Raw genomic sequence first — 24,139 nt, forward strand, 5'->3', positions numbered from 1 at the left:
TCCCTCCTCCGGCCGCCAGCCCTGCTCCAGCGCGCGCCGCGTGATGGACGTGCCGCTCGCCAACTGCTCGACACAGCCCCGAGATCCGCAGACGCACGGCTCGCCGAGCAGGTCAACGGTGATGTGCCCCAGATGCCCGGCGTTGCCGGTCGGCCCGCTGCGGACAGCGTTGTCAAGGATGAGTCCGGCGCCGACGCCGGTGGAGACCACCATGCACAGCGCGTTCCGGTATCCGCGCGCGGCGCCGATCCAGTGCTCCGCCGCCGTCATCGCCACGGCGTCGCCGCAGAGCACCACCGGCATTCCCGCCAAGGCGGGATGCGCCCGTACGCGCTCGACGATCGGGAAGCCGCGCCAGGCGGGGATGTTCACCGGGCTCACCGTGCCCGCCGCGATGTCGACGGGACCCGCGCTGCCGATTCCCAACGCCGTCACCGCGCGCCATTCCTGATGTGCGGTCAGCTCGGCCAGCACCTCGAGGACGGCGCCGAGAACCGCCGAGTCGGCGCCCGCGGGCGTCGCGCGCCGGGCCCGGTGCCGTACGCGGCCGTCGCCGTCCACCAGCGCTCCGGCGATCTTCGTCCCGCCGATGTCCAGGGCGGCCAGCAGACGCCCTCCGACCTCGGGCAGGAGCAAGGACGGCTGCGCGGCATCAGTGGCCATGGGGGTGGATCTCCGTTCACGGCAGAGAGACGGGAGACGGGCCGGCCGTGGGAACTGGCCCCATTTAGGCGTGCGTCAGCGCAAAGGAGTCGATCTCGGACCCGCATGCTACTACAGCGTTTTATGGACGACGACACTCCGTGCCGTGCCCGCTGCCCCTCGTATCGCGGTCCGTTCCGTGCCCGGAGCCCTCCGCGCCGCCCGGTCCGGGCAGACCTCTCGTCGGCGGAGGGAGTCGCCGTCAGCCGCGCACCATGCGGCCCCTCACGTGCGGCCCTTCAGACGCGGGGGCTCGGCGGCGCGAGGACGAGGGCCTGGCGGCGCTGATGGACGGTCAGGTAGCGCAGGCCGCGGGGTCCCGCCGTGAACGCGCGCTGCGAGCGGCGCGGGAGCCACACCAGGTCGCCGGGGGCGAGGGGGACTTGACCGAGTTCGGTGGTGAGGCGGCCGTCGCCGTCGAGGACGTGGACGAGCACGTCGAGGTCGGGGCCGAGGTGCGGTGCGATGCCCGCGTGCGGCGGGAGTTGGATGATGTTGGAGTCCAAGTCGCGGTCACGCATGCGCAGTTTCCACACCGCGCCGGAGGCGTCGGGCACGCCCGGCGATGTGACGGCCGAGGCGTCCCGCCCGTCCGGGGTGTCCGGGAAGTCCCCGGACACCGGGGATGCCGGGGAGTCAGAGGAGTCCGCGGACACCAGTGGCCGCACGCCGGTCAGGACGCGGGGCAGCGGGGTCGACGCGAGTTTGCGGATGCGGATCCGCCACTCCCCCGGGGCCTTGTCCTCGTACCGCCAGTCGTGGCCGCCCGGGTGCTCCGTGGCGAACTCCTCGCGCAGGCGGCGGGGGTCGTGGTCATTGACCAGGACCAGCGAGTCCCCCACGGCGAGAGCGTCGTACGCGGCGAAGACGGCGGGGTGCCTGCCGGGCTTGGGCAGCGGGCGTACGTCGAGCTCGGGTCCAGACACGGGTCGCGGCTCCCTCTATTTCTACAAGCTATTTCCACAAGTGGTAATTGTGTAAACTCTAGCGCATGACGCCTCCCGCCGATCCCGTGGACGCCGCGACCAGCGCGACCGACACGACCGGCGGCCGTCGGCGGGACGTCCTGGACCTCCTCCGGCGATCGGCGGCGCCGCTGAGCATCGCCGACATCGCCCGCCGCCTCGATGTGCACCCGAACACGGCCCGGTTCCACCTCGACACACTGGTGGGGCACCGGCAGGCCGAGCAGGTCACGGCCGCACGCACCGGGCCCGGAAGGCCGCCGCTGCTGTTTCGCGCCCGCCCTGGCATGGACCGGACGGGGCCGCGCAATTACCGGCTGCTCGCGTCGATCCTCGTCGAGGAGTTGTCGCACAGGCGCCGTCCCACGCAGGCGGCGGTCGCAGCCGGGCGTGCCTGGGGCGGGGAGTTGGCCGAGGCGCCGGACGCAGCCGAGGCGCCGGACGCAACGGCCCCGTCGGGCACGGTCACCGAGGCGCACACGGTCGAAGGTCTCATCCGCCTGCTCGATGAACTCGGCTTCGCTCCGGAGCGCCCGCCGCACGGCGCCATCGACCGGATCGGCTTGCGGCACTGCCCGTTCCTCGACCTGGCGGAGGCGCGGTCACAGATCGTCTGCCCGATCCATCTGGGCCTGATCCAGGGCGCATTGGCCGCGATGAAAGCGCCGCTGACCGCCGAGCGGCTGGAGCCGTTCGTGGAACCGGGCCTGTGCGTGGTCCACCTCGTCCGGGCGCCAAGCCCCCTGGAAGGGAACGGGCGTTGAGCGCGTCGGCTGCGGCCTCGGCGGCCCTGGTCTTCACCTGGCTCGGGATGGTCCTCGCCATCTCCTTCCTGGAGGCGCCGCTGAAATTCCGCGCCCCGGACGTCACCGTCCGTATCGGTCTCGGCATCGGCCGCCTGGTGTTCCGCGCGCTCAACTCCGTCGAAGGGGTCTTCGCGGTGGCCCTGCTGACCGTGGCGGCCCGCGGGTCGCTTTCCGCCCGCGCGGTGGTCGCACTGGCTGCCGCCGTGGCCCTGCTCGTCATCCAACTCGGCTTCGTGCGGCCCCGCCTGACCCGCCGTTCGAATGCGGTCCTGGCCGGGCAGGACCCGCCGCGCTCCCACGCCCACTACGCCTACATCGGCCTGGAAGCCGCCAAGGTCGCGGCCCTGATCACGGCAGGCGTCCTGCTGCTGGCCGGTTGACGCCCGCGCTGGAGAAGGCCCCCCGAACCGCGTCGTCGCCCGCACCGCCGCCACCGTCGAGATGCCGGTCGAGGCGGTCAGGCCCTCCGGCGTCTTCTCCGAGAACGACCTCGGCAGCTACACCGTGGAGTACCTGAGGGCCGGCTGGTACAACACCGACTGAGCCCGCCGCGCCGTACACGCGACCGTCCGACGGCGGGACGGGCGGCGGCCCCTGTGACATACCGTCACCCCGATGCGTGCCGTGACGTGCGCCTCCGGGTGTTACGGCGAAGGGTGGGGAGTTCAGGGCGCCGCGCCGGGCGGGGGCTCCGTACCGGAGGTTGCGCACATGCGGTCCCTGCACCCGCCGCCCGCCCGCTCCGTACCGGCGCACGTACACCGGTCGTGAGCGGGGAGGACACCGCGACACCGGCCGCCGGGTCGCAGCCGCAGGTCGCCTGGGCGTGGCCCGGCTTCGGGCGCGGTCTGCTGTACGCCCTGCCGGGCGCCGCGGTGTCGCTGCACGATCCGGGCGCGGGCATGGCGCTGGCGGTGGGCGTGCTCCCCGCCGCCGTCATGCGCATGCCCGCCCGGCGGCGTGCCCGGTTCATGACCGTCGTGGTCGGCCTGTGCACCGGCCTGCCGATGGTGCTGGGGTCGCTGCTGGTGCAGGTGCGGTGGGTGGCGGTACCCGGCGTGTTCCTGCTGGCGTACGCGTCCGCCGTCCTCGCCGCACGGCGTCCCGCCGGGATGGTGCTGCTCGCGCTGAGCCTGCCCATGGTGGGCGCCGGGCTGAGCTATGACGACCTGTCCCAGGCGCTCGGCATCACCGGGCTGATCGTCGCGGGTTCCGCGTACGCCTGGCTGGTGTCGCTGCTGTGGCCGTCGACCGCGCCGCTCCCCCGGCCGCCGGGCCCGACGCGGTCCGCCGGGCAGGCCAGGATGTACGGTCTGCGGCTCGGCGCGGCCGGGGCCGCCGCGGCGGGCTGCGGTCTGGCGCTGGCGCCGACGCATCCGGGCTGGCCGGTGGTGGCCGCGCTGATGGTCATGCGTCCGCAGCCCCAGATGCAGCGGCTGCGGACCTTCGGCCGGGTGGTGTCGGTGCTGGCCGGTGGCGCGGTCGCGCTCCTGCTGCTGCGTACCGACGCGCCGAACTGGGCGTACGCGGTGACCGCCGCGACCACGCTCTCGCTCGCCGCGGCGACCCAGGGCAGCCGCTGGTATCTGACCCCCGCGTACTCCACGGTCCTCGTGCTGCTCCTGCTGCTGCACGCGGAGCCCGACCAGGCCCGTGCCCGCGCCGACGAGCGTCTGTGGGCCACGGTCGCGGGCGTGGGCCTCGCGTATCTCTTCGGCGTGCTCCTGCCGAGGATTCTGCGGCTGCCCGCGGTGTCGCGCCTGCTGGGCGCGCCGGGGCGCGGCGCCGGCTGAGAGCACCGTCACCGCGCGGGCGCGGCCTCCTTCGTCTCCTGCGGCGCGGCGACCCGGCCGAGCGAGCGGTCGATGAGGGTGAGGACGAGGAAGACGGCCGCGGCGGCGAGCATGAACAGGGCGAGGCCGTGCAGTCCCGAGGTGCTCGCGCGGCGGCCGAAGAAGGCGCCGGTCGCGGAGGAGGCGACCATGGCGCCCAGGTACATGAACGTACGCAGCAGTCCTGACGACGCGCCCATGCGCGCGGGGTCGGCCTGGAAGTAGAGCGCGTTCTGGTTGGCGAGGCTGACCAGGCCCTGCGGCAGTCCGAGGACGACGGCGACCGCGACCAGCAGCCACACCGCGGCATGGTCGCCCACGGCCAACAGCATGGCGCAGGCGATGAGTTGGGCCACGGCGCCGACGACCAGCTTGCCGCGCACGACGGCCTTGCGCCCGGTGAGGGCGGACACGACGATGCCGACCGCGAAGGTGGGCAGCAGGAGCAGCCCGGCCCCGGAGGCGCTCAGCCCCCTGCCGTCCTCCAGCCACTGCGTGAAACCGTAGATGAAGGAGTACGAGACGGTGTACGCGACAAAGGTGCGGGCGTAGGTCGCCAGCAGCGGGATGTTGCCCGCGAAGACGCCGACGTCGATGAACGGGTCGGCGGCGCGCCGCTCGCGCAGGGCGAATCCGGTGCCCGCGAGCAGGGTGAGCGCGATGAGCCAGGCCCGGTCGGGGCGGGCGTCCATGAGGAACAGCAGCAGCGACACGAGGGTGGCGGCGAAGAGCAGGATGCCCGCCCAGTCGAGGCGGTCGCGCGGGCGCGCCCCGCTGCCGGGGAGCGGGGCGCCGTCCGCGGTGTCCGACGGCGCGAGCACGGTCCTGCCGGGCAGGTAGATCCGGCCGAGGACGAGGCAGGCGATCGCGAGCGGGATGTTGATGGCGAAGGTGCTCCGCCAGCCGCCGAGTCCGATGAGCAGGCCGCCGAGGGTGGGGCCGATGACGGCGACGGTCTGGCCGGTCACGGCGAGCGTGGTGAGCACGCCCGCGGGGCTCTTCATCCCGGTGCGTTCGGCCTCGCTGCGGATCAGGTACATGGCGGCCGGATAGCCGGCGCAGGTGCCGAAGCCGAGGATGACGCGAGCGGCGACGAGGACGGTGAGGTTCGGGGCGAGGGTGCCGATCACCCCGGCGACGCCGGTCAGCGCGGCCCCGGCGAGGAACAGCCGCTTGGGGCCGTACGTGTCGACCAGCCGTCCGACGAGCGGCTGCCCGATGGATGTGGCCAGGTAGAGCGCGGAGATGAGCCAGGCCGTCCGGGCGGCGTCGGCTCCGAGGGCGGCACCGATCGGCGCCAGGGCGACGGCGATGATGGAGGAGTTGATGGGGTTGAGGATCGAGCCGATCATCATCGGCGCGAGCAGCCGCCGGTCGAAGGCGCCCTCGGCCGGTGCGGAGGACGGCTCCGGCCGGTCGGGCTGCTCGGGCCGGTCGGGCTGCTCGGGCCGATCGGACTGCTCCAACTGTGCCGCCTGCTCAGACGGCTCGGGCTGTCCCTGCGGTATCGCGGCCATCAGTTCGTCAGCCTGCCCAACAGGCGCATCGCCTCACTGATCGTGTGCCGCTCCGCGTCGTCGTACCGCTCCTCCAGGGCGCGCGCCAGCCACTCCACGCCCGCCTGCCGAGCGCCCTCCGCGCGCTCGCGGCCCGCGGGGGTCAGCTCGACGATCTGGCGGCGGCCGTCGGAGGGGTCGGGGGTGCGGTGGATCAGTCCCAGCCGCTCGAGCGAGGACAGCGTCACGGCCATGGACTGCTGCCGTACGTGCTCGGCGTCGGCCAGCGCGGCGGCGGTGACGGCGTCGCCCCTGCTGACGCGCATCAGCACGGACGACTGCGACGGGGTCAGATCCTCCCCGTCGGTCACCTGGAGGATCCGGCGGCGCAGTCTGCCCACTACCACGCGGACGTCCAGGGACGCCTGGAGCATGCCGGGAGCGACCGGCTTCGCTTCACTTTGCATATCCTCAGCCTACACTGTTTAATTCTCACTGTTCAGTTAAGACTGTCTACTTTCTCCGCCGAGAGGACCCGCCCCTCATGTCCGCATCCCGTACCGCCCTGCTGGTCATGGACTTCCAGAACGGCATCGTGCAGCGCATCGCCGACGACTCCGTCGTGGCTGCGGCGGCCCGCGCGGTCGAGGCCGCCCGCGCCGCCGACATTCCGGTGATCTTCGTGCGGGTCGCCTTCCGGCCCGGCTATCCGGAGACCGCCGCCTCGAACCTCTCCTTCAGCGCCCTCAGCCAGGCCGGGGACGCCTTCACCCAGGACAATCCGGCCACCCAGGTGGTCGACGCGCTCGCGCCGCGCGCCGACGAGCCGGTGGCCGTCAAGCGACGGGTCAGCGCCTTCACCGGCAGCGACCTGGAGGTCCTGCTGCGCGGCGCCGGCGCGGACTCGCTCGTCCTCACCGGCCTGTCCACCAGCGGCGTCGTCCTGTCCACCATCCGCCAGGCGGCCGACCTCGACTACCGCCTGACCGTCCTGTCCGACGCCTGCGCCGACAACGAGCCCGATGTCCACCGCGTCCTCATCGAGAAGGTCTTCCCCAAGCAGGCCCAGGTCATGACCGCCGACGAGTGGGTCAAGTCCCTCTGAGCCGACGGCTTTCGCCCTGCCCCGCGACCGGGAACAGCACGGGGTTGAGCGGCGAGGAGGGCACGGCAACGTGACGACGGGTGCGCCCGGCGACGTGACGACGGGTGCGCCCGGCACCGTGACGATCCGGTGCCCGGCGGCCTCACGAGCCGGTGCCCGGCCGCGCCGGAGGGTCGGCGTCCGGCTCCGGTGAAGCGCAGGTCACAGGAGAGGTCCGGCGTTCACGGACACGCTCTAGACTGAGCGCTCGCGCGGTCGGCGCGCAGGCGCGGTCCGGAGGGAGAGCGGTGGTGGCGAGGGGCGGGGGCGACTTCGAGGAGTTGCCCGCTGAGGTGCTGACACAGGCCGCCGCGGCCTTCGGCCTGCTGGCCTCGCCCGCACGGCTGCACCTGGTGTGGACGCTGATGCAGGGCGAGAGCGATGTGACCGCGCTCGCCGAGCGGGTCGGCGGCGCGCTGCCCGCGGTCAGCCAGCATCTGACGAAGCTCAAGCTCGCCGGTCTGGTGCGGTCCCGTCGTGAGGGACGGCACGTGGTGTACCTGGTGGACGACCCGGACGTGGAGACCATGGTGCGGTGGATGCTGCGGCAGCTCGCCGAACGCGGTGGGTACACGACAACGCCTGGGCGCGTCCGTGACCTGGGCGCCTGACAGCGGACCACGTCCCACCGCCTGGGCGGCGCCCGAGCCGGTCGACGGCCCGGAGCAGGGCGCGCCGCCCGGTCACCTCGCCGCCCCTGACACGGCGGATCTGCCCACGCTGGAGTTCCTGCGCGTGGTCGGCAGCGGTCCGCGCGGGCTGCTGGAGTCGCAGGCCGAGGACCGGCTCGCCCGGTACGGCGAGAACGTCCTTCCCGCGCTGCGCTCCGTCTCCTGGCCGCGCCGCTTTCTGCGCAGCCTGCGCGATCCGTTCACCACCGTGCTGTTCTGCCTCGCCCTGGTGTCGGCCGCCGTCGCCGCCTGGAACACCGCGTGCGTGATCATGGCGCTGGTCACGGTCAGCTGCGTGCTGCGCTCCAGCGGCGAGTACCGCGCCGACCAGTCGGCGTCGGCGCTGCGGGAACTGGTCGCCGCGACCGCGACCGTACGCCGTCGGGCGGACGCGAACAGCGCGCCGGAGACCCGCGAGATCCCCGTCGATCAGCTGGTACCCGGGGATGTCGTCCTGCTCGGCCCGGGGGATCTGGTCCCGGCCGATCTGCGGCTGCTGCGCGCCACCGGACTCACCGTGCACCAGGCCGCGCTGACCGGGGAGTCCGCGCCCGTCGCCAAGTATCCGGTGGAGAGTCCCGGACGGCCGGACGACGACGGACCCGACGGACCCGCGCCCGCCTCCGACCGGTGGTCCCGGCAGGGGGCGTCCGCGCAGGAGTCACCGCATCTGTGCCTCCAGGGCAGCAGCGTCGCCTCGGGCAGCGCGACGGCGGTCGTGATGGCGACCGGCGAGCACACCCGGTTCGCGCGGGGCTTTCGCGGTATGTCGACGCGGCGGCGCGAGAGCGCCTTCGACCGTTCCGTGCACGGCATCTCCTGGTCGCTCATCCGGTTCATGCTGCTGACGCCGCCGCTGGTGCTCATGGCCGACGCGGGTCTGCGCGGGCGCGGTCTGGAGACGCTGCCGTTCGCGGTCGCGGTGGCGGTCGGCCTGACGCCGGAGATGCTGCCGGTCGTGGTGACCACGACCCTGGCCAGGGGTGCGTCCCTGCTCGCCCGTGGCAGCGACGTGATCGTCAAGCGGTTGCCCGCGCTGCACGACCTGGGCGCGATGGACGTCCTGTGCACGGACAAGACGGGCACACTGACTCAGGACCGGCCTGTCGTGGCCTGCCATGTCGACGGTGAGGGACACGACAACCCCGACGTCCTGCACTGGGCGGCCGTCAACAGTCTGTGGACCCTCCAGCTCGCCGAGCTGCCCTCGCCCGACGCGCTCGACGAGGCGCTGCTGGACGCGGCGGAGGAGCGCGGCGACGACCTCGACCACGACGCGGTGGCGGCGCTCCCCTTCGATCCCGTACGCCGCCTGGCCACGGTGGCGCTGCGGACACCGGGCAGTCCCGGCACGCACGCGCTGGTCGTGAAGGGCGCGGCGGAGGCGGTGATCGCCCGGTGCGTGCGGCAGCGCGTCAACGGCCGGGACACCGACCTGGACGACGAGGCCCGCGCGCGGTTGCTGTCCCGGTGCGCGGACCGGGCCGAGGGGGGGCTGCGGGTGCTCGCCGTGGCCGCGGCGGAGCGGCCCGCGAAGTCCGGCGCCCCGTCCGTCACCGCGTCGGACGAGTACGGGCTGACGTTCCTGGGCGTCGTCGGGCTGCGGGACGCGGCGGCGGACACGGCGGCCGACGCCCTGACGGCGCTCAGCGGGCGCGGTGTCACCGTGAAGGTGCTCACCGGCGACCATCCGGGCACCGCCGCGCGGGCCTGCGACGACATCGGACTCGACCCCGGCCGGGTGGTCACCGGCGACGCGATCGACGGCCTGGACGACGACGCTCTGGCCGAACTCGCCGAGACCACCACGGTCTTCGCCCGCTGCACCCCGGCGCACAAGGCCCGCGTGGTGCGGGCGCTGCGCGCGGGCGGCCACGTCGCCGGTTTCCTCGGCGACGGTGTCAACGACCTGCCCGCGCTGCACGCCGCCGACGTGGGGATCAGCCCGCGCGACGCCACCGCCGTCGCGCGCGAGGCGGCCGACGTGGTGCTCGCGGCGAAGGACCTCACCGCGATCTGCCACGCGATCGTCGCCGGGCGTCGCAGCAGCGGCAACATCGCTGCCTATCTGCGGATCGCGCTGTCCTCGAATCTGGGCAACGTCATCGCGATGCTCACCGCCGGGCTGCTGCTGCCCTTCCTGCCGATGCTGCCGATGCAGGTGCTCGTGCAGAATCTCTGCTTCGACGGCGCGCAGCTCGCCTTCGCCTACGACCGGCCGCCGGCCGCCGACATGGCGCGGCCCTCGGCCCTCGAACCCCGCGCCATCCTGCGCTTCGTCACCGGTTTCGGCATCCTCAACGCCATCGCCGACGTGGCGACCTTCGGCATCCTCGCCCTGTCCATCAGGGGGTTCGGCACCAGCGCCAGCCAAGAAGCCTTCCAGTCGGGCTGGTTCACCGAGAATCTGCTCACGCAGGCCCTCGTGATGCTGCTGCTGCGCACCGGCCGCAACGCCGCGGAGGGCCGCGCGCCCGGCCCGATCCGGCTGACCACCAGCGCGCTGGCGGCCATCGGTATCCTCGTCCCCCTCTCCCCCCTCGCGCCCGCCCTCGGCTTCACCGCGCTCCCGCTCTTCTACTACGCGCTGCTCGCCGCGGTCCTGATGTCGTACGGGACGGCGCTGGTGATGGCGAAGACGCGGTACGAGGCGCGGATCGCCGCCCGTCAGGGACTGGCGGCGTCGAAGCCGTAACGCAACGGGGTGTCCCCGGCGCGCGACTTGCGCCGATAGATGTGCAGCGCGTCCACCCGTACGCCCGTCGTGCCCGCTTCGTCGTCGAGGGGGCACGGATAGCTCACCTGCACCACTCGCGGCCGTCCGGCCACCCGTATCCGCACGCCGTCCGCCGGGCCGCCGTCAAGTACCGCGGCTTCCCAGCCGTCGGCGCTGTTCCCTGCTCTCTCCATGCGCGACACTTTATCGATTACGCAACTGGGGAACTGTCCCGGGTGCGGACGCGCGGGGATTCAGGCCCTGGGGGGCTGCCCCCGGGGGCGGTGGAAGGGGCGGCCCCGGCTCGGCGGACCTCAGACGCCGTCCGGGCTCTCCAGACGGGACGCGGCGGACGCGCGTGTCGCCGGGCGAGTCCGTACGGTGGCACCGTGCGGTGACGGAAGGCGGCGGGATCGTGGCGGTGGACAAGCCCCGGAAGTGGTGGCCCTGGGTCGTCCTGGCGACCCTGGTGGTCGCCGGATGGGCGGCGGGCGGCCGTGGGCACGGTCCGGATGCCGCCGACCGGTCGGCGCCACCGTCGGCCACCAGCGGCTCGGCCCGGCCGAGCAGCGGCGCGCCGAGCACGTCCGCCGAGCCCTCGGCCTCCGCGAGCGACGGTCTCGCACGGTACGCACCGCAGGTCAAGCGGTACGCGACCCGCGCCGGGATCGACCCGCAGGCGCTGATGGCGATCCTCTACAACGAGGACTACAAACCGCACGACCCGGCCTTCCAGCGCGCCTGGCAGAAGCTCAAGCCGGACGCCGCCTTCGGCATCGCGAACATGCACAAGGCCGCCTTCGACGAGACCAAGCGGGGCCGCGACTTCGCCGGCCGTGACTGGGACGAACTGCCCGACGACACGGGCTTGGCCATCGAGTCGGCGGCCTGGTACCTGCACGACCTGGCCGCCCAGCTCCCCGCCCACCGCTCCACGTCCCTGACGGTGAATCAGCTGATCGCACTCGGCTACAACACCGGCGCGGGCAACATGCTGGCCTTCGCCCGGGGCGTCACCCCCGGGTCACAAGCCCAGTCCTACCTCGACCAGTTGACCTCGAACTGGGCCGCCGCGGGACGGGACGTGCGCGGCTCCGGCTGACCGCGCGACGGACACCTGACGCCTGATGCCTGATGCGTCGCGGCTCAGGACGCGGGAGGCGTGGCGGGCGCGGTCGCCCGCGACGACCAGGCCGACCACAGCTCGGCGTACGGGCCGCCCGCGGCGACGAGTTCGTCGTGCGGGCCCTCCTCGACGATGCGGCCGTCGTCCATCACCACGACCCGGTCCGCGGTGGCGGCCTGCGTGAGCCGGTGCGCCACCACCAACGCGGTGCGTCCGGCGAGCACTTCACGCGCCGCCGCCTCCAGCGTGCGGGCGCCCTCGCTGCCCGCCTCGGCCGCCGACTCGTCCAGCACGGCGATCGACGGATCGGCCAACGCCAGGCGGGCCAGCGCCAGTTGCTGGGACTGTACGGCGGTGAGCGCCATGCCGCCCGACCCGACCCGCGTCGCCGTCTCCTGGGGCAGCGCGCGGACCCACGCCAGGGCGCCCGCCACGTCGAGGGCCGCTGTCAGCGCCGCCTCGTCCGCGTCCGGGCGGGCCAGCAGCAGATTGTCGGCGACCGTGCCGGCGAAGACGTGGGTGTCCTGGTCGAGCAGCAGGACGGCGGGCCGCCCCGACCGCCCGGCGGCCCCGACCGACACGTGACCCGATGTCGGCGGGTGGACGCCCGCGACGATCCTCGCAAGGGTGCTCTTGCCCGCGCCGGTCGTGCCGACCAGCGTCACCTGCTCGCCGGGGGCCAGCCGCAGGCAGACGCCGTGCAGTACGGGCCGTCCCGGCAGGTAGGCGTGGTGGATGTCCCGGGCGTCGAGGAGATACGCCGGGCCCTGTGCGGCGTCGGCGGCGGACTCCCTCGGTGCGGGTACGGACGTCGCGCCGGACTCGGCGACGGACTCGGCGACGGGCTCCGGTGCGAGGTCGGCCGCTCCGACCAGCCGGGCGAGTCCCGCCGCCGCCTCCTGCGCGGTCGCCGCGAGCCCCAGCAGCACATTGACGGGGTCGAAGAGCCGGACGAACAGCAGCGCGGCGGCGGTGGCCTCGCCGACGCCCGCGTGGCCCGCGTGCACCAGCCAGTAGCCGGTGCACAGGATCAGCCCGAGGCCGGTGAACTCCGCCGCGTTGAGGCGGCCGTAGAAGCGCGAGCGCAGGGTGACCGCGCGCAGGGCGTAGCCCATCGCGGCGGCGGAGCGGTCCGCGACGCGCGCGGTGTGCCGCTCGGTGAGCCGGAAGGCCCGTACGGTCTCGACACCCGAGACCGATTCGAGGATCTGCCGGGTCCGCTCGCCGCCCGCGACGCGCTGGGCCGCGTAGAGGGGACCCGAGTGGCGCAGGTACCAGCGCATGGTGGCCAGTTGGATCGGCATGGCGCACAGCCCCGCAAGGGCGAAGCGCCAGTCGAGGGCGGTCAGTCCGATGACGGTGAAGCCGATGGTCAGCGCTGCGCCCGCGACGCTGGGCAGCACGCCGCGCAGCGCGCCCGCCACCAGGGAGGCGTCGTCGCCGATCCGCGCGGCGAGGTCGCCCGCGCCGACCTGCTCGACGCGCTGCGCGGGCAGGGCGAAGGCGCTCTCGATGACGCGTTCGCGCAGCCGGGCCAGGGCGGTCTCGCCGACCCGCGCGGTCAGCCGCAGGCCCGTCGCGGTCAGTACGGCCTGGGCCAGCACCGCGGCCAGCAGCACGCCCGCGGCCACGTAGACCGGTCCCTCGCCCCGCCGCTGCTGCACCACGTCCACGATCCGGCCGAGCGCCAGCGGCCCGACCAGGCCGACCAGTGCCTCGGCGACGAAGACCGCGGCGGTCAGGAGGGCGAACGCCCTTTGCGGGCGGACGAGTTCGAGCACCGCGCGGCCGGTTCTCGCCGGGGTCGCGACGGGCAGCAGGTCCGCGACGGTGGTCGCTTCCCCGGTCCGCTCGGTCTGCGTCTGCGTCCGCGTCCGCGCGCTCATGCGAACACCGCCGCCCGGTAGGCCGGTTCGGCCGCCGCGAGGTCGGCGTGCCGCGCGCTGGCCACCACGGCGCCTTCGGTGATCAGGACGGTACGCGCGCAGGCCGCGAGCAGCGCGGGGGACGTGGTCACGATCAGTGTCGTACGGCCCGCCCTCTCCTCGGTGACCGTGCGGGCGATCCTGGCCTCGGTGACCGAGTCGATCGCGGTGGTCGGGTCGTCGAGCACGAGGATCGGCGGGTCGGCCGCCAACGCCCTTGCGAGAGCCACGCGTTGGCGCTGGCCGCCGGAGAGGAAGGCGCCGCGCTCGCCGACACGGGTGTCCCCCGCGGCGGGCAGCAGGTCGTCGGGGGCGGGCCGGGGCAGGTTTCCCTCGGGGCCGGGGCCGGGGCCTGAGCCGAGGTTGTCGAGGATCGTGCCGTCGAAGAGGAACGGGTGGTGCGGTGCGACCAGGACGCGCTCGCGTATCGCGGCCCCGGTGAGGTCGGTGGCCGCCGTGCCGTCCAGCAGGACGGCGCCGCTCTCGGGCTCCGCCTGTCCGCGCAGGCACGCCATCAGGTCGGCGACGGCGGCCGGGTCCGGTACGACCAGCCCCACGTGCTCCCCTGCCGCGACGCTCAGTTCGACCCCGCGCAGCCGCCCGTAGGTGAGGGCGCGCAGTTCGAGCGCGCCACGCGGGCCCGCTGGGGAGTCGGCCACCGGGGCGTCCTTGGCCGGGGCAGGAGCGCCGGGCGCGCCCGCCGTGTCGAGCACGGCCGTGACGCGGCCGGCGGAGGCGCGGGCGCGGGCGAGGTCGGGGCCGACGGCGATGAGGCCCTGGGTCGGTCCCAGCAGGAACTGGCACAGGCCGGTGCAGGCGATGAGGTCGCCGAGGCTGATCCGGCCCTGTAGGGCGAGCCGTCCGCCGACCAGGGCGACCGCGGTGACCAGGATGCCGCCGAGCAGCACGGCGGCGGCGTCCATCAGCGCCTCGAAGCGGGCGGCGGAGATCGTGGCGCGCAGACTGGTCCGGTTGGCGTCGACGTAGCGGGCGTACGCGGGGCCCTCCGCCCGCAAGCCCTTGAGGACCCGCAGTCCCGCCACGAAGTCGACCGCGGTGCCCGACGCGCGGGCGGCGGCGGCCTGTTCGGCCGCGCCGCGGCGCTCCAGCGGGCGGCCGAGCAGATGCACCGCGAAGAGGACGGCAGGGGTGCCGAGCAGCACCAGCAGGCCGAGCGTGACGGACATGCGCAGCAGCAGGACCGCGCCGAGGACGAGCGCGAACACGCACGCGATCGCCTGGACGATGGACGTGGTGAATCTGCCGACGTTCTGCGCGTCCGAGACGGCGACCGACATCAGGTCGCCAGGCATCCGGTCCCGTACGGCCGTCCCGTCCGGCGCGAGCATCCGGTCGGTGAGCCGTACGCGGACGGCGTGCGCGGAGCGTTCGGCAGCGGCGACGGTAGAGCGGGAGCCGAAGCGGAAGCACAGCGACAGCGCCAGGAAGTCCGCGGCGAGCACGGCGAGCCAGGTCGCCAGCTCCCGGCCGGAGCCGCCGTCCACCGCCCGGTCGATCACCACGCCGACCACGACCGGCACCAGCGCCTCACCGGCCAGATGTCCGCTGCGCAGCAGCACCGCGGCGGTGAGGCTGCCGCGTACGTGGAGCGCCGCGGCGCGCAGCGGGCCGGGGTCGGCGGCGGGGGTGGAGGCGGCGGGGGTGGAGGCGGTGGGCGGTGTCTCGGGCATGGGGAGGTGCGCGCTCTTTCCAGGCCCGCGGGGACCTTGGCCGGTGGGTGGCGTGTCGTCCGTACGGCCGCCGGGCGGTGGTGCGTACGGCGGCCACCGCGAGGTTACGGGTCGGTCCGGGCTGTCGTAAATGAGTTACGCTGCTGACTTATGTCGCTGAACAGCCATGCCGTCTCCGGGGGTTCCACGCCGCCCGCCCGCGCCGAGGCGCTGCGTGTCGTGAACTTCGACATGGCGCGCGGCCAGCGCTTCGGCGAGCACGAACACGACGTGCACCAGCTCGTGTGGGCGCCGACCGGTGTCCTGGCCGTGGACATCGGCGCGCACTCGTGGGTGCTGCCGCCGACCTTGGCGCTGTGGATACCGGCGTCGGTGCCGCACACGACGAGCGCGAGCCGCACCGCCCGGATGCGCAGTGTGTACGTGCATCCCGAGAGCTGTCCGCTGGCGTGGTCGCAGCCGGCGGTGGTGGCGGTGGGCCCGCTGCTGCGCGAGCTGATCACGCACCTGGCGGACCCGGATCTGGAGCCGGAGCCGAGGGCGCGGGCGGAGGCGGTGATGTTCGACCTGCTGCGGCCGGTGGGGGTGACGACGATCGACCTCCCGATGCCGGTGGACGGCCGGGCCCGCAAGGTGGCCGAGGCCCTGCTGGCGCTGCCCGCCGACCACCGGCCGCTGGAGGACTGGGGGCGCGAGGTCGGGGCCAGCGCCCGTACGCTCGCCCGGCTGTTCAGCTCCGAGACCGGGATGTCGTTCGGCCGCTGGCGTACCAGGGCGCGGCTGCGCGCGAGCCTGGAGCACATGGCGGGCAACCGCCCGCTGGCGGCGGTGGCGCTCCAGGTCGGGTACTCCACGCCCAGTTCGTTCATCGCGGCCTTCCGCCAGGAGACCGGCCGCACACCGGGCGCGTACTTCTCCGCGTCGCCCCGCTGAGACCGGTCCCGCGGCAGCGCCGTCACAGCGAGGTCAGCGCCTTCTCGAAGTCGTCGAGCACGCCGAGCGCGTCCTCGTAACCGCCGGGGAGGAAGTAGTCGCTGCCGTAGAGGTGGTCGGCCTTGGTGGCGGCGAGCTGCTTGAAGGACTTCTGGGCGAAGAGCTTGGGGCCGAGGTTGGCGGGCTTCCCGTCGTTGGTCGTGTAGTAGAAGATCGCGTCCGCGTCGGAGAGCTTGGCGGTGATCAACTCGTAGGAGGTGGGCTGCTGTTCGGCCAGTCGCTGGGTGGCGGTGGCGAACTGCGCGCCCGCCTCCGCGAGAATGCCGCCGATCGGCGACCCGGCGCCGTACAGCCACCACTGGCCCTCGTCGAAGCCGCCCTGGAGCAGGTCCCAGTGGACGCGGCCGAGGACGGCGGCGTGCTTCTGCTTGATCTCGGCGACGCGCTGGGTGTAGCGGCCCTTGAGCTTGTCGAGGGCGGTCGGTACGCCGAGGACCGCCGCCGTCTGGTCGGACATGTCCCGCCAGGGCGCCTTGGACTTGGAGAAAGGCAGCAGGACGGTCGGCGCGAGCTCGCTGAGCTGGCTGTACGGCAGGTTGGCCTGGACGTCGATGCCGATGATCAGGTCGGGGCGCAGCGCTGCGACCTTCTCCACCTCGATGGCGCCGCCGACGCCGTTGGAGACCTTGGGGACCTTTCTCCAGCGCTCCAGGTCGCGCCGCGGGACGTACTCCTCCCCCGCGTTGAACAGGCCCGCGGGGGTCAGGCCGAGGTCGAAGATCGCGGACATCGGGAAGTCGTTGATCGCGACGACGCGCTGGGGCTTGTCCGGGATCTCCAGCGGGCCCTTGGCGGAGTCGACGGTACGGGTCGCCTTTCCGCCGCTCTTGCCGCCGCCCTTGGTTCCGGCCGAGGCGCTGTCCGAGGAGCCCGATCCGCAGGCGGCGAGGCCGAGGAGCGCGGCGCCCGCCGCGCCCGCGCCGAGCAGCGTGCGACGGGTCGGACGCGCGAGGCGCGACGAGGAGGGGCCGGGCGGCAGGGACGACATGAGGACCTCCGAGCAGATACTTAGGTTTACCTAACTTTGGTTACCCTAAGCGCGGCTTTCCGGGGTGGATTCTGACCTCGGCCAGTCGGTGTCGACAGAAGGTCACCCGCGATGCCCGGCCGACTCCGTCGCCGCACGGACGCCGTCTCGCCAACTCCCCCTCGCGGCACGGAATTCCGCACTCCGGCGCGACGACGGCAGGGCCGCACGGAGCATCGGTCCGATCGGGCGGGACCGCTCCGGAGTGTCCGTTCAGCGACACAAGATGTCTTTTTACGGCCCGCCTGCCGCAGCCGAGCGGCTCGATTCCCCCCAAGCGGCGACAGAACGACCGCACGGCTTAAGTTAGCCTGCCCTTACTTTCTGCCCGGGTGAGTCCGCCGAGGAGTTGGCCCATGAACGTCTTGCGAGCCCGCAGCGGGCCCGCCCCGGTACCGGCCGACGGGACCCTTCCCGTCCCGGCCGCGACCGGCTCCCCCGCGAACGCGCACGGTTCCCCCCGCCGTGATCGTACGGCCGCGCTCGGCGCAGGGCTGGTCGTCGCCGCGGTCGTGCTCGCCCTCGCGGTCGGCGCGAGCCTCGCGATCGGCGCCAAGTCCGTCCCCCTGGGCACGGTCCTGGACACCGTCTTCCACCACGACTCCGGCAACGACGACCAGACCATCGTCACCTCGCTGCGGCTGCCGCGTACGGTCGTCGGCCTGATGGCCGGTGCGGCGCTGGGCCTGGCGGGCACGGTGATGCAGGGTCTGACCCGCAACCCGCTGGCCGATCCCGGCCTGCTGGGCGTCAACGCCGGGGCCTCGCTCGCCGTCGTCACCGCGATCAGCGTCTTCGGGATCACCTCCTTCACCGGCTACGTGTGGTTCGGCTTCGTGGGCGCCGCGGCGGCGGCCCTGCTGGTCTACTCGGTCGGTTCGCTCGGCCGGGAGGGCGCGACGCCGGTCAAGCTCGCGCTGTCGGGCGCCGCCGTCAGTGCGGGGCTGACCTCGCTCACCACCGCCGTCCTGCTCACCGACACCGCGACCTTCGACCGGTTCCGGTTCTGGGAGGTCGGCTCGCTGGCCGGGCGCGATCTCCCGGTGGCCTACCAGGCAGGACCGTTCCTCCTGGTGGGCGCGGTGTGCGCGCTGGGGTCGGGGCGGCTGCTCAACACCCTGAGCCTCGGCGACGACACCGCCCGCGGGCTCGGCGCGAACATCGCCGCCGCCCGGATCTTCTGCGCGGTGTCCGTGGTGCTGCTGTGCGGCGCCGCGACCGCGCTCGCCGGTCCCATCGGCTTCGTCGGGCTGACCGTTCCGCACGTCGTCCGCTCCTTCACCGGCCCCGACCACCGCTGGATCCTGCCGTACTCGCTGTTCATCGCCCCGGCGCTGCTGCTGGTCTCCGATGTCCTCGGGCGCATCGTGGCCAGGCCCGGCGAGATCCAGGTCGGCATCGTCACCGCGGTGCTCGGCGCGCCGGTGCTCATCGTGCTGGTCCGGCGCGGAAGGCAGGCGGGGCTCTAGTGAGACCGACTTCCCACCCGCCGACGTCCGGGCCGTCCGTGCCGTCCGGGCCGCGGACGCCGGAACCGCCCAGCGTCGGCGCCGGATCGGACAGCGCCGCCACGGACACCGCCGCCACGTCGACGGCGGTGTCCGCGGACACCCTGCGCGCGATACGGGCCGCGCGCCGCCGGCCGAGGGCGCGTACCGGCGCCGTCGCACTCGTCCTCGTGCTGTGCGCCGTCGCTGTGCTGTGCGCGTCGCTGTGCGTCGGCAGCTACTCCATCCCGCTGTCCGACGTGCTGCGCTCGCTGGCCGGGCGGGGCGACGCGGCCACCGACTTCATCGTGCTGAAGGTGCGGCTGCCGCGGGCCGTCACCGCGGTCGCGGCGGGCGCCGCGTTCGGCCTGTCGGGCGCGGTGTTCCAGACGCTGATCCGCAATCCGCTGGCCAGCCCCGACGTCATCGGGATCACCTCCGGAGCGAGCGCGGCGGCCGTGGTGGCGATCGTCGTGTTCGGGCTCGGCGGCGCGACGGTGTCGGGACTCGCCGTGGCGGGCGCGCTGGCCACCGCGCTGGCGATCTACCTGCTGGCCTGGCGGCGCGGGGTGACCGGCTACCGGCTCGTGCTGGTCGGCATCGGCGTGGCCGCGGGGCTCTCCAGCATCGTGTCCTTCCTGCTGACCAGGGCCGACATCTACACCGCGCAGCAGGCCCTGCTCTGGCTCACCGGCAGCCTCAACGGCGCGGACTGGCCGCTCGCCCGCGCCCTGTTGCTGTGCCTCGTGCCGCTCCTGCCCGCGGTCTGTCTCGCGGTGCGTTCGCTGCCGGTGCTCGGGCTGGGCGACGACAGCGCGACCGGTCTCGGGGTACGCGTCGAGCGCAGCCGCCTTGTGCTGATCGGCCTCGCGGTCTGTCTGGCCGCGGTCGCCACGGCGGCGACCGGGCCGGTCGCCTTCGTGGCCTTTCTCTCCGGTCCCGTCGCCCGCCGTCTGGTGCACGGCCGGGGTCCCGCGCTGACGCTGTCCGCGCTGACCGGCGCGGTCATCATGCTCGGCTGCGACTTCGCCGGGCAGCACCTGCTGGGCCCGACCGAATTCCCGGTCGGTGTGATCACCGGGGTGCTCGGCGCCCCGGGTCTGCTGTGGCTGCTGGCCCGTGCCAACCGGGTCGGGCAGGGAGGATGAGGACACCGCGATGACGGACACGACAGAGCAGGGCGCGCCCGCGCGGCCGGCCGACGCGACGGACGAGGCGCCCGGCGCGTTCGAGGCGTACGGAAAGAACGAGGCGTACGGGAAGAACGAGGCCGACACGCGGGCCGAGGCGTACGGAGAGGGCGCGGCCGACACGTACGGGAAGAACGAGGCCGACGCGCCCAGCACGCTCGCCGCCCGTGACCTGCGGCTCGGCTACGACCAGCGGCCCGTGGTCACCGGCATCACCGCCGACATCCCCGCCGGACGGGTGACGATGATCGTCGGCCCCAACGCCTGCGGCAAGTCCACCCTGCTGCGCGGCCTCGCCCGGCTGCTCGCGCCGACCTCGGGCGAGGTCCTGCTCGACGGACAGGACATCCACCGTCTGCCCACGCGTCAGGTCGCCGCCCGGCTCGGCATCCTCCCGCAGACCCCGGTCGCGCCGGACGGCATCCGCGTCATCGACCTGGTCGGGCGCGGACGCTACCCGCACCAGGGCTGGTTCCGGCGCTGGACGGCCACCGACGACGAGGCCGTCGCCGAAGCCCTGACCGCCACCGACACCCTCGACCTGGCCGAGCGCTCGGTGGACGAACTGTCCGGCGGCCAGCGGCAGCGCGTGTGGATCGCCGTCGCCCTCGCCCAGCGCACCGGAGTCCTGCTCCTCGACGAGCCGACCACGTATCTCGACCTCCCCCACCAGGTCGAGGTCCTCGACCTCGTCACCGACCTCAACCGGCAGCGCGGCGCGACCGTCGTCACGGTCCTCCACGACCTCAACCTCGCCTGCCGGTACGGCGATCACCTCATCGCGATGAAGGACGGCCGGATCGCCGCCGAGGGCCCGCCCGCGGAGGTCGTCACCGAGGACACCGTCCGCGACATCTTCGGCATGGAGTGCCGCATCGTCACCGACGAGGTCTCGCGGACCCCGCTGATCCTCCCGATCGGCCGCCACCGCGTACACCGGCCGACCGCGACCGGCTGACGTACGCGGGACGGACCTTTCAGCGGCGGGCCTTTCAGCGGCGGGGCGCGGCGGTCGCCGTACGGGCGGGCGCCACAGGGATGACCGGCGGTACGGGTGACAGCCGCGCCGCGGGCGGGAGCGGCGCGTGCTGCGGGGACGCCTGGAACGCCTGGATCGCGAAGGCGGCGAAGCGCCGGGAGGCTGCGACGCGGGCCGCGGGTGACGGTGCGTGGATGCCGCTGTTGGCCATGAGCACGAGGACCAGGTCGTCCAGGACGAAGTCGGGGCGCAGGCGGCCGGTGGCCTTGGCGCGGGCGGCCAGTTCCGCGACCGCCTCCAGCGCGTACTCGCGGCCCGCGTCGAAGTCGACGGCGTGCGGGAACGTCGACATGAAGGCCGCGGTGAAGCCGCGGTCGCGGGCGTGCAGCCCGCAGATCCTCTCGATCACCAGGCAGAAGCCGCGCCAGGGATCCGGGTCGGCGAGCCCTTCGTCCACGATGTCGTGGCAGGCCCGCAACTGACCGGTGAACGCCTCGGTGACCAGCGCCTCCTTGGTCGGGAAGCGCCGGTAGAGGGTGGCGGGGCCGACCCCGGCGCGCCGGGCGATCTCCCGCATCGGCACGTTCAGCCCCTCGGTCGCGAACACCTCGCGGGCCGCGCCGAGGATGCGCTCGCGGTTGTCGAGGGCGTCGGAGCGCAGGGTGTGAGGCAAATCGTCGGTCACGCTCTCACTTTAGCCAAACGGACGGCGGCGTCCGTTAACGTCCGAAGGACCAGGTCCGCGGGCCGCCGGATTCCGGATCGGCGCGGACCACGAGGGCCGGGGACCGGCCATGGACCAGCGCAGGGAGCAGACGGTGAAGGCAGTCGCGATCGAGACGTTCGGCGGCCCCGAGGGCATGGCGGTCATCGACCTCCCCGCCCCGGCGCCCGCCGCCGGGCAGGTACTCGTCGCCGTCGAGGCGAGCGGTGTCGGCGGCGTCGACGCCGTGATCCGCAGGGGCACGCTGGCCTCGTACGGCTTCAAGGAGGGGCACATCCTCGGCAGCGAGGCGGCCGGTACGGTGACCGCGGTCGGCGACGGCGTCGACACGTCGTGGATCGGCCGGCGCGTGTGGGCGTTCACCGGGTTCAGCGGCGGCTACGTCGAGCAGGCGGCCGTCCCGGTCGAGGCGGTCCTCGCGCTGCCCGACGGGCTGTCGGCGGTGGACGCGGTGACGCTCGGCAGTTCGGGCCCGGTGGCCCATTTCGCGCTGGCCCACGCCCGCTTCGCCCCCGGCGAGTCGGTGCTGGTGCGCGGCGCGGCGGGCAGCATCGGGATCATGACGGTCCATCTGGCGTCCCGTGCGGGCGCCGCGGCGGTGGCGGTCACGACGTCGTCGGCCGAGCGGGGCGAACGGCTGCGCGCACTCGGCGCGACGCATGTGCTGGACCGCTCCGGCGACAGCGTGGGCAGCGGTTCCGGTCCCGACGACGCTTCCGGGGGATACGACGTCATCATCGACATCGTCGCGGGCGCGGATCTGCCGTCCTTCTTCGGCCGCCTCCGGCCGAACGGCCGCATGGTGGCCGTGGGCGTGGTCGGCGGCCCGCCGCCCGCCGACTTCGGCATGACGATGATCGCGGCCTTCCAGAAGTCCCTGTCGTTCGCCACCTTCAGCGCCGACACCGTGGCCGCGGCCGATCTGAACGCCGTGCGTAGCGCGCAGTTCGCCGCCGCGAGCCGTGGCGAGCTGCCTCTCGCGGTGCACGAGGTGCTGCCGCTGGAGCAGGCCGCGCTGGCGCACCGGAAGATGGACGCGGGCGAGGTGTTCGGCCGGATCGTCCTGACGCCGTAGGCCGGGCGCGGGGTGGTGCGGACGGTGCGCGGGTTCACAAGGCGGGCCGTTGGGGGGTCTTGACGCATTCTCCAACTAAGGCAAGGCTTACCTAAGTTCAGAGAGGCGTGCGGCGCCTGATGGCCCCCGCGCCCGCCGCCTCCGCATGCCCGCGCCCGTTTCTTCTGGAGGACCGTCATGCCCCTGGAGCACTCGGAGAGCTTCGCTCGTCTCGCCGCCGGAGACCTGCACGACGTCGTCAAGGCATTCGCGGCCAACCCCGCCTTCCGCGCGGCGGAATGGGAGGAACTGACCACGGAGGACAACCCGTACCGACGGCCGGTACGGCCGGACGACCTGGCCTGGCTCGACTACGGCAAGCAGATGCCCGTGGCCAAGGCGCTCAAACTCAGCGCGCTGCTCGGGCACCGGATGCTGCGCAATGTCTACGACAGCGGTCTGCTCTATCTGCCCCCGGCCGGCGGCCAGTCCGGTCCCGCCGCGACCGACGCCGCCACGTTCTACAGCGACGAGAACCGCGTCCTCGGCGCGCTGGCCTCCCCCGTACTCGAACAGCACCTGTTCGGCCTGCTGGAGTCCGAGCGCGAACAGCTCGCCGGATACGGTCCCGAGCAGGTCGTCGCGGCCGTCGAGGCGTACCACCGGCAGCGCTCCGCCGAGTCGGGGCAGGCGTTCGTGACCGCGCTGTCCACCAAGGACCGCAAGGCGTCGGCGACTTTCGTCCTGCTCCAGTTGAGCGCGTATCTGCCCGCGAGCCGGATGGCCGCGGGCCGCGCCGCGCTCGGCGAGTACGACGTCGAGCACCCCGGCGCCCGGATCACGCTGCTCGACGACTACCGCACCTGGGCCGGACTGCACGACGAGTACCGCTCGCTGGTGGAGGGCGCGGGACTGAGGACCACCACCGGGGCGTACTGGCAGCTCTACCTCGGTACGTCGCTGGCCCGCGGCAACCACCTGCACTGGCTCTCCCGCAACCGGGAGAAGTACCCGGAGTTCCTGGGCGCGTTGCTGCACCACAGCATCGACCAGTCCGTCACCGCGGCCAGGTTCGCCGACGTCTTCGAGGACGGGCTCGGGGTCCGCTCGACGCTCTTCGACCACCTCGGCGGCGACCCCGGCCACCTGCGCGAGCTGGCCGACCGCTGGGTGACACCGCTGAGCCGGCTCTACGGCCCCGCGGCGGTCGAGCGGTTCCACCACGGTTTCGCGGACGCCGCGTGGCTGGCCCGGCTGTGGGACGAGGATCTGGCGCGGCAGCTCGCCTGGGCCGACGACATCCCGCTGCACCAGGAGAAGGCCGAGAAGATCAGCCGGTACATCGACGACAACGACATCACCGTGGACCTCGACACCTTCGTCGAGAGCAACGAGGAGACGTCGACCACGCATGTCCACGACGAGCACCGGCTGGTGATGATCGAGAAGGGCGAGATGCACTTCTGGAACAACGTCACGCACAAGATCGACCTGCACGAGGGCGACAAGGTGCTCATCCCGGTCTCCCGGCTGCACGGTTCGACGGTGCTGTCCGGCGAGTGCACCTACCACCAGCCGATCATCCCCGAGGAGATGTACGCGCGCTTCTGA

At 73.5% G+C, this 24,139-nt stretch carries 22 protein-coding genes; 13 read left to right on the forward strand and 9 right to left on the reverse strand.

The window, feature by feature from the left end:
* A partial coding sequence (locus BGM09_RS37090; protein WP_188286168.1) for an ROK family protein occupies positions 1-663 on the reverse strand: 663 nt, incomplete at its 3' end.
* A gap of 278 nt (positions 664-941) precedes the next feature.
* Positions 942-1,628 (reverse strand): DUF2249 domain-containing protein, encoded by a 687-nt coding sequence (locus tag BGM09_RS37095; RefSeq protein ID WP_188286169.1) that lies wholly within the window; start codon positions 1,626-1,628, stop codon positions 942-944.
* A 65-nt stretch (positions 1,629-1,693) separates the two neighbouring features.
* Between BGM09_RS37095 and BGM09_RS37100 the strand changes: the two genes are divergently transcribed.
* The 3 genes from BGM09_RS37100 (at position 1,694) to BGM09_RS39085 (ending at position 4,266) form a co-directional block, all read left to right on the forward strand.
* Positions 1,694-2,431, forward strand: coding sequence for a helix-turn-helix transcriptional regulator (locus tag BGM09_RS37100; RefSeq protein ID WP_188286170.1), 738 nt, complete (start codon positions 1,694-1,696; stop codon positions 2,429-2,431).
* Between the two features lie 47 nt (positions 2,432-2,478).
* Positions 2,479-2,853 carry a hypothetical protein gene (locus tag BGM09_RS37105; protein ID WP_188286191.1) on the forward strand — a complete coding sequence of 125 codons (375 nt, stop codon included), beginning with the start codon at positions 2,479-2,481 and terminating at the stop codon, positions 2,851-2,853.
* Between the two features lie 387 nt (positions 2,854-3,240).
* A complete protein-coding gene (locus BGM09_RS39085; RefSeq protein WP_188286171.1) occupies positions 3,241-4,266 on the forward strand; it encodes an FUSC family protein in 1,026 nt (341 codons plus the stop codon).
* An 8-nt stretch (positions 4,267-4,274) separates the two neighbouring features.
* On the opposite strand, the gene BGM09_RS37115 is transcribed toward BGM09_RS39085, so the two are convergent.
* Both BGM09_RS37115 and BGM09_RS37120 read right to left on the reverse strand, forming a co-directional pair.
* A complete protein-coding gene (locus BGM09_RS37115) occupies positions 4,275-5,660 on the reverse strand; it encodes an MFS transporter (RefSeq protein WP_188286192.1) in 1,386 nt (461 codons plus the stop codon).
* Positions 5,661-5,821: 161 nt separating this feature from the next.
* The gene (locus BGM09_RS37120; protein WP_188286172.1) at positions 5,822-6,268 is read right to left on the reverse strand and encodes a MarR family winged helix-turn-helix transcriptional regulator; all 447 of its coding nucleotides are present in this window, start codon (positions 6,266-6,268) and stop codon (positions 5,822-5,824) included.
* Between the two features lie 77 nt (positions 6,269-6,345).
* Here BGM09_RS37120 and BGM09_RS37125 point away from each other — a divergent pair, with 77 nt between their 5' ends.
* The 3 genes from BGM09_RS37125 to mgtA all read left to right on the forward strand — a co-directional run bounded on the left by BGM09_RS37125 (position 6,346) and on the right by mgtA (position 10,311).
* Entirely contained in the window at positions 6,346-6,906 is a 561-nt protein-coding gene (locus BGM09_RS37125) for a cysteine hydrolase family protein (protein WP_188286173.1), read from the forward strand.
* A 290-nt stretch (positions 6,907-7,196) separates the two neighbouring features.
* Positions 7,197-7,556, forward strand: coding sequence for an ArsR/SmtB family transcription factor (locus BGM09_RS37130; RefSeq protein WP_391161906.1), 360 nt, complete (start codon positions 7,197-7,199; stop codon positions 7,554-7,556).
* On the forward strand, positions 7,540-10,311 hold the full coding sequence (gene mgtA, locus BGM09_RS37135) for a magnesium-translocating P-type ATPase (protein ID WP_188286175.1): 2,772 nt from the start codon (positions 7,540-7,542) through the stop codon (positions 10,309-10,311). Before BGM09_RS37130 ends, mgtA begins: the two co-directional genes overlap by 17 nt.
* Here mgtA and BGM09_RS37140 read toward each other — a convergent pair.
* A complete protein-coding gene (locus tag BGM09_RS37140) occupies positions 10,284-10,526 on the reverse strand; it encodes a hypothetical protein (protein ID WP_188286176.1) in 243 nt (80 codons plus the stop codon). The two genes, mgtA and BGM09_RS37140, sit on opposite strands and share 28 nt — an antisense overlap.
* Before the next feature lie 200 nt (positions 10,527-10,726).
* Here BGM09_RS37140 and BGM09_RS37145 point away from each other — a divergent pair, with 200 nt between their 5' ends.
* Entirely contained in the window at positions 10,727-11,434 is a 708-nt protein-coding gene (locus BGM09_RS37145; protein WP_317453040.1) for a lytic transglycosylase domain-containing protein, read from the forward strand.
* A 44-nt stretch (positions 11,435-11,478) separates the two neighbouring features.
* Here the strand turns inward: BGM09_RS37145 and BGM09_RS37150 are convergent, their stop codons facing one another.
* Positions 11,479-13,344, reverse strand: coding sequence for an ABC transporter ATP-binding protein (locus tag BGM09_RS37150; RefSeq protein WP_188286177.1), 1,866 nt, complete (start codon positions 13,342-13,344; stop codon positions 11,479-11,481).
* Positions 13,341-15,074 (reverse strand): ABC transporter transmembrane domain-containing protein, encoded by a 1,734-nt coding sequence (locus BGM09_RS37155; RefSeq protein ID WP_188286178.1) that lies wholly within the window; start codon positions 15,072-15,074, stop codon positions 13,341-13,343. Before BGM09_RS37155 ends, BGM09_RS37150 begins: the two co-directional genes overlap by 4 nt.
* 150 nt (positions 15,075-15,224) lie before the next feature.
* Between BGM09_RS37155 and BGM09_RS37160 the strand changes: the two genes are divergently transcribed.
* Positions 15,225-16,007: an AraC family transcriptional regulator gene (locus BGM09_RS37160; protein WP_223188137.1), complete on the forward strand. Its 783-nt coding sequence runs from the start codon at positions 15,225-15,227 to the stop codon at positions 16,005-16,007.
* A 22-nt stretch (positions 16,008-16,029) separates the two neighbouring features.
* On the opposite strand, the gene BGM09_RS37165 is transcribed toward BGM09_RS37160, so the two are convergent.
* Complete coding sequence (locus BGM09_RS37165) at positions 16,030-17,055, reverse strand: ABC transporter substrate-binding protein (RefSeq protein WP_188286179.1); 1,026 nt, start codon at positions 17,053-17,055, stop codon at positions 16,030-16,032.
* 395 nt (positions 17,056-17,450) lie between these two features.
* Between BGM09_RS37165 and BGM09_RS37170 the strand changes: the two genes are divergently transcribed.
* The 3 genes from BGM09_RS37170 to BGM09_RS37180 are packed head-to-tail and all read left to right on the forward strand — an operon-like array spanning position 17,451 to position 20,729.
* A complete protein-coding gene (locus BGM09_RS37170; RefSeq protein WP_188286180.1) occupies positions 17,451-18,563 on the forward strand; it encodes a FecCD family ABC transporter permease in 1,113 nt (370 codons plus the stop codon).
* On the forward strand, positions 18,563-19,729 hold the full coding sequence (locus tag BGM09_RS37175; protein WP_317453041.1) for a FecCD family ABC transporter permease: 1,167 nt from the start codon (positions 18,563-18,565) through the stop codon (positions 19,727-19,729). The genes BGM09_RS37170 and BGM09_RS37175 overlap by 1 nt, the downstream gene beginning before the upstream one ends.
* Positions 19,730-19,739: 10 nt before the next feature.
* The gene (locus BGM09_RS37180) at positions 19,740-20,729 is read left to right on the forward strand and encodes an ABC transporter ATP-binding protein (protein WP_188286181.1); all 990 of its coding nucleotides are present in this window, start codon (positions 19,740-19,742) and stop codon (positions 20,727-20,729) included.
* 34 nt (positions 20,730-20,763) lie between these two features.
* On the opposite strand, the gene BGM09_RS37185 is transcribed toward BGM09_RS37180, so the two are convergent.
* On the reverse strand, positions 20,764-21,435 hold the full coding sequence (locus tag BGM09_RS37185; RefSeq protein ID WP_188286182.1) for a TetR/AcrR family transcriptional regulator: 672 nt from the start codon (positions 21,433-21,435) through the stop codon (positions 20,764-20,766).
* Between the two features lie 133 nt (positions 21,436-21,568).
* On the opposite strand from BGM09_RS37185, the gene BGM09_RS37190 reads away from it, so the two are divergent.
* On the forward strand, positions 21,569-22,549 hold the full coding sequence (locus tag BGM09_RS37190; protein WP_188286196.1) for a zinc-binding dehydrogenase: 981 nt from the start codon (positions 21,569-21,571) through the stop codon (positions 22,547-22,549).
* 177 nt (positions 22,550-22,726) lie between these two features.
* Positions 22,727-24,139 (forward strand): peptide synthetase, encoded by a 1,413-nt coding sequence (locus BGM09_RS37195; protein ID WP_188286183.1) that lies wholly within the window; start codon positions 22,727-22,729, stop codon positions 24,137-24,139.

It is taken from the genome of Streptomyces sp. CBMA29 (assembly GCF_014596445.1).
Lineage (GTDB): Bacteria > Actinomycetota > Actinomycetes > Streptomycetales > Streptomycetaceae > Actinacidiphila.

What these genes read in the sequence shown, in the direction of transcription:
- BGM09_RS37100 (WP_188286170.1), top strand. Translation starts at nt 1,694, where the DNA reads ATGACGCCTCCCGCCGATCCCGTGGACGCCGCGACCAGCGCGACCGAC.
- BGM09_RS37105 (WP_188286191.1), top strand. Translation starts at nt 2,479, where the DNA reads ATGGTCCTCGCCATCTCCTTCCTGGAGGCGCCGCTGAAATTCCGCGCC.
- BGM09_RS37115 (WP_188286192.1), bottom strand. Translation starts at nt 5,660, where the DNA reads ATGATGATCGGCTCGATCCTCAACCCCATCAACTCCTCCATCATCGCC.
- BGM09_RS37120 (WP_188286172.1), bottom strand. Translation starts at nt 6,268, where the DNA reads ATGCAAAGTGAAGCGAAGCCGGTCGCTCCCGGCATGCTCCAGGCGTCC.
- BGM09_RS37125 (WP_188286173.1), top strand. Translation starts at nt 6,346, where the DNA reads ATGTCCGCATCCCGTACCGCCCTGCTGGTCATGGACTTCCAGAACGGC.
- BGM09_RS37140 (WP_188286176.1), bottom strand. Translation starts at nt 10,526, where the DNA reads ATGGAGAGAGCAGGGAACAGCGCCGACGGCTGGGAAGCCGCGGTACTT.
- BGM09_RS37150 (WP_188286177.1), bottom strand. Translation starts at nt 13,344, where the DNA reads ATGAGCGCGCGGACGCGGACGCAGACGCAGACCGAGCGGACCGGGGAA.
- BGM09_RS37155 (WP_188286178.1), bottom strand. Translation starts at nt 15,074, where the DNA reads ATGCCCGAGACACCGCCCACCGCCTCCACCCCCGCCGCCTCCACCCCC.
- BGM09_RS37160 (WP_223188137.1), top strand. Translation starts at nt 15,225, where the DNA reads ATGTCGCTGAACAGCCATGCCGTCTCCGGGGGTTCCACGCCGCCCGCC.
- BGM09_RS37165 (WP_188286179.1), bottom strand. Translation starts at nt 17,055, where the DNA reads ATGTCGTCCCTGCCGCCCGGCCCCTCCTCGTCGCGCCTCGCGCGTCCG.
- BGM09_RS37170 (WP_188286180.1), top strand. Translation starts at nt 17,451, where the DNA reads ATGAACGTCTTGCGAGCCCGCAGCGGGCCCGCCCCGGTACCGGCCGAC.
- BGM09_RS37180 (WP_188286181.1), top strand. Translation starts at nt 19,740, where the DNA reads ATGACGGACACGACAGAGCAGGGCGCGCCCGCGCGGCCGGCCGACGCG.
- BGM09_RS37195 (WP_188286183.1), top strand. Translation starts at nt 22,727, where the DNA reads ATGCCCCTGGAGCACTCGGAGAGCTTCGCTCGTCTCGCCGCCGGAGAC.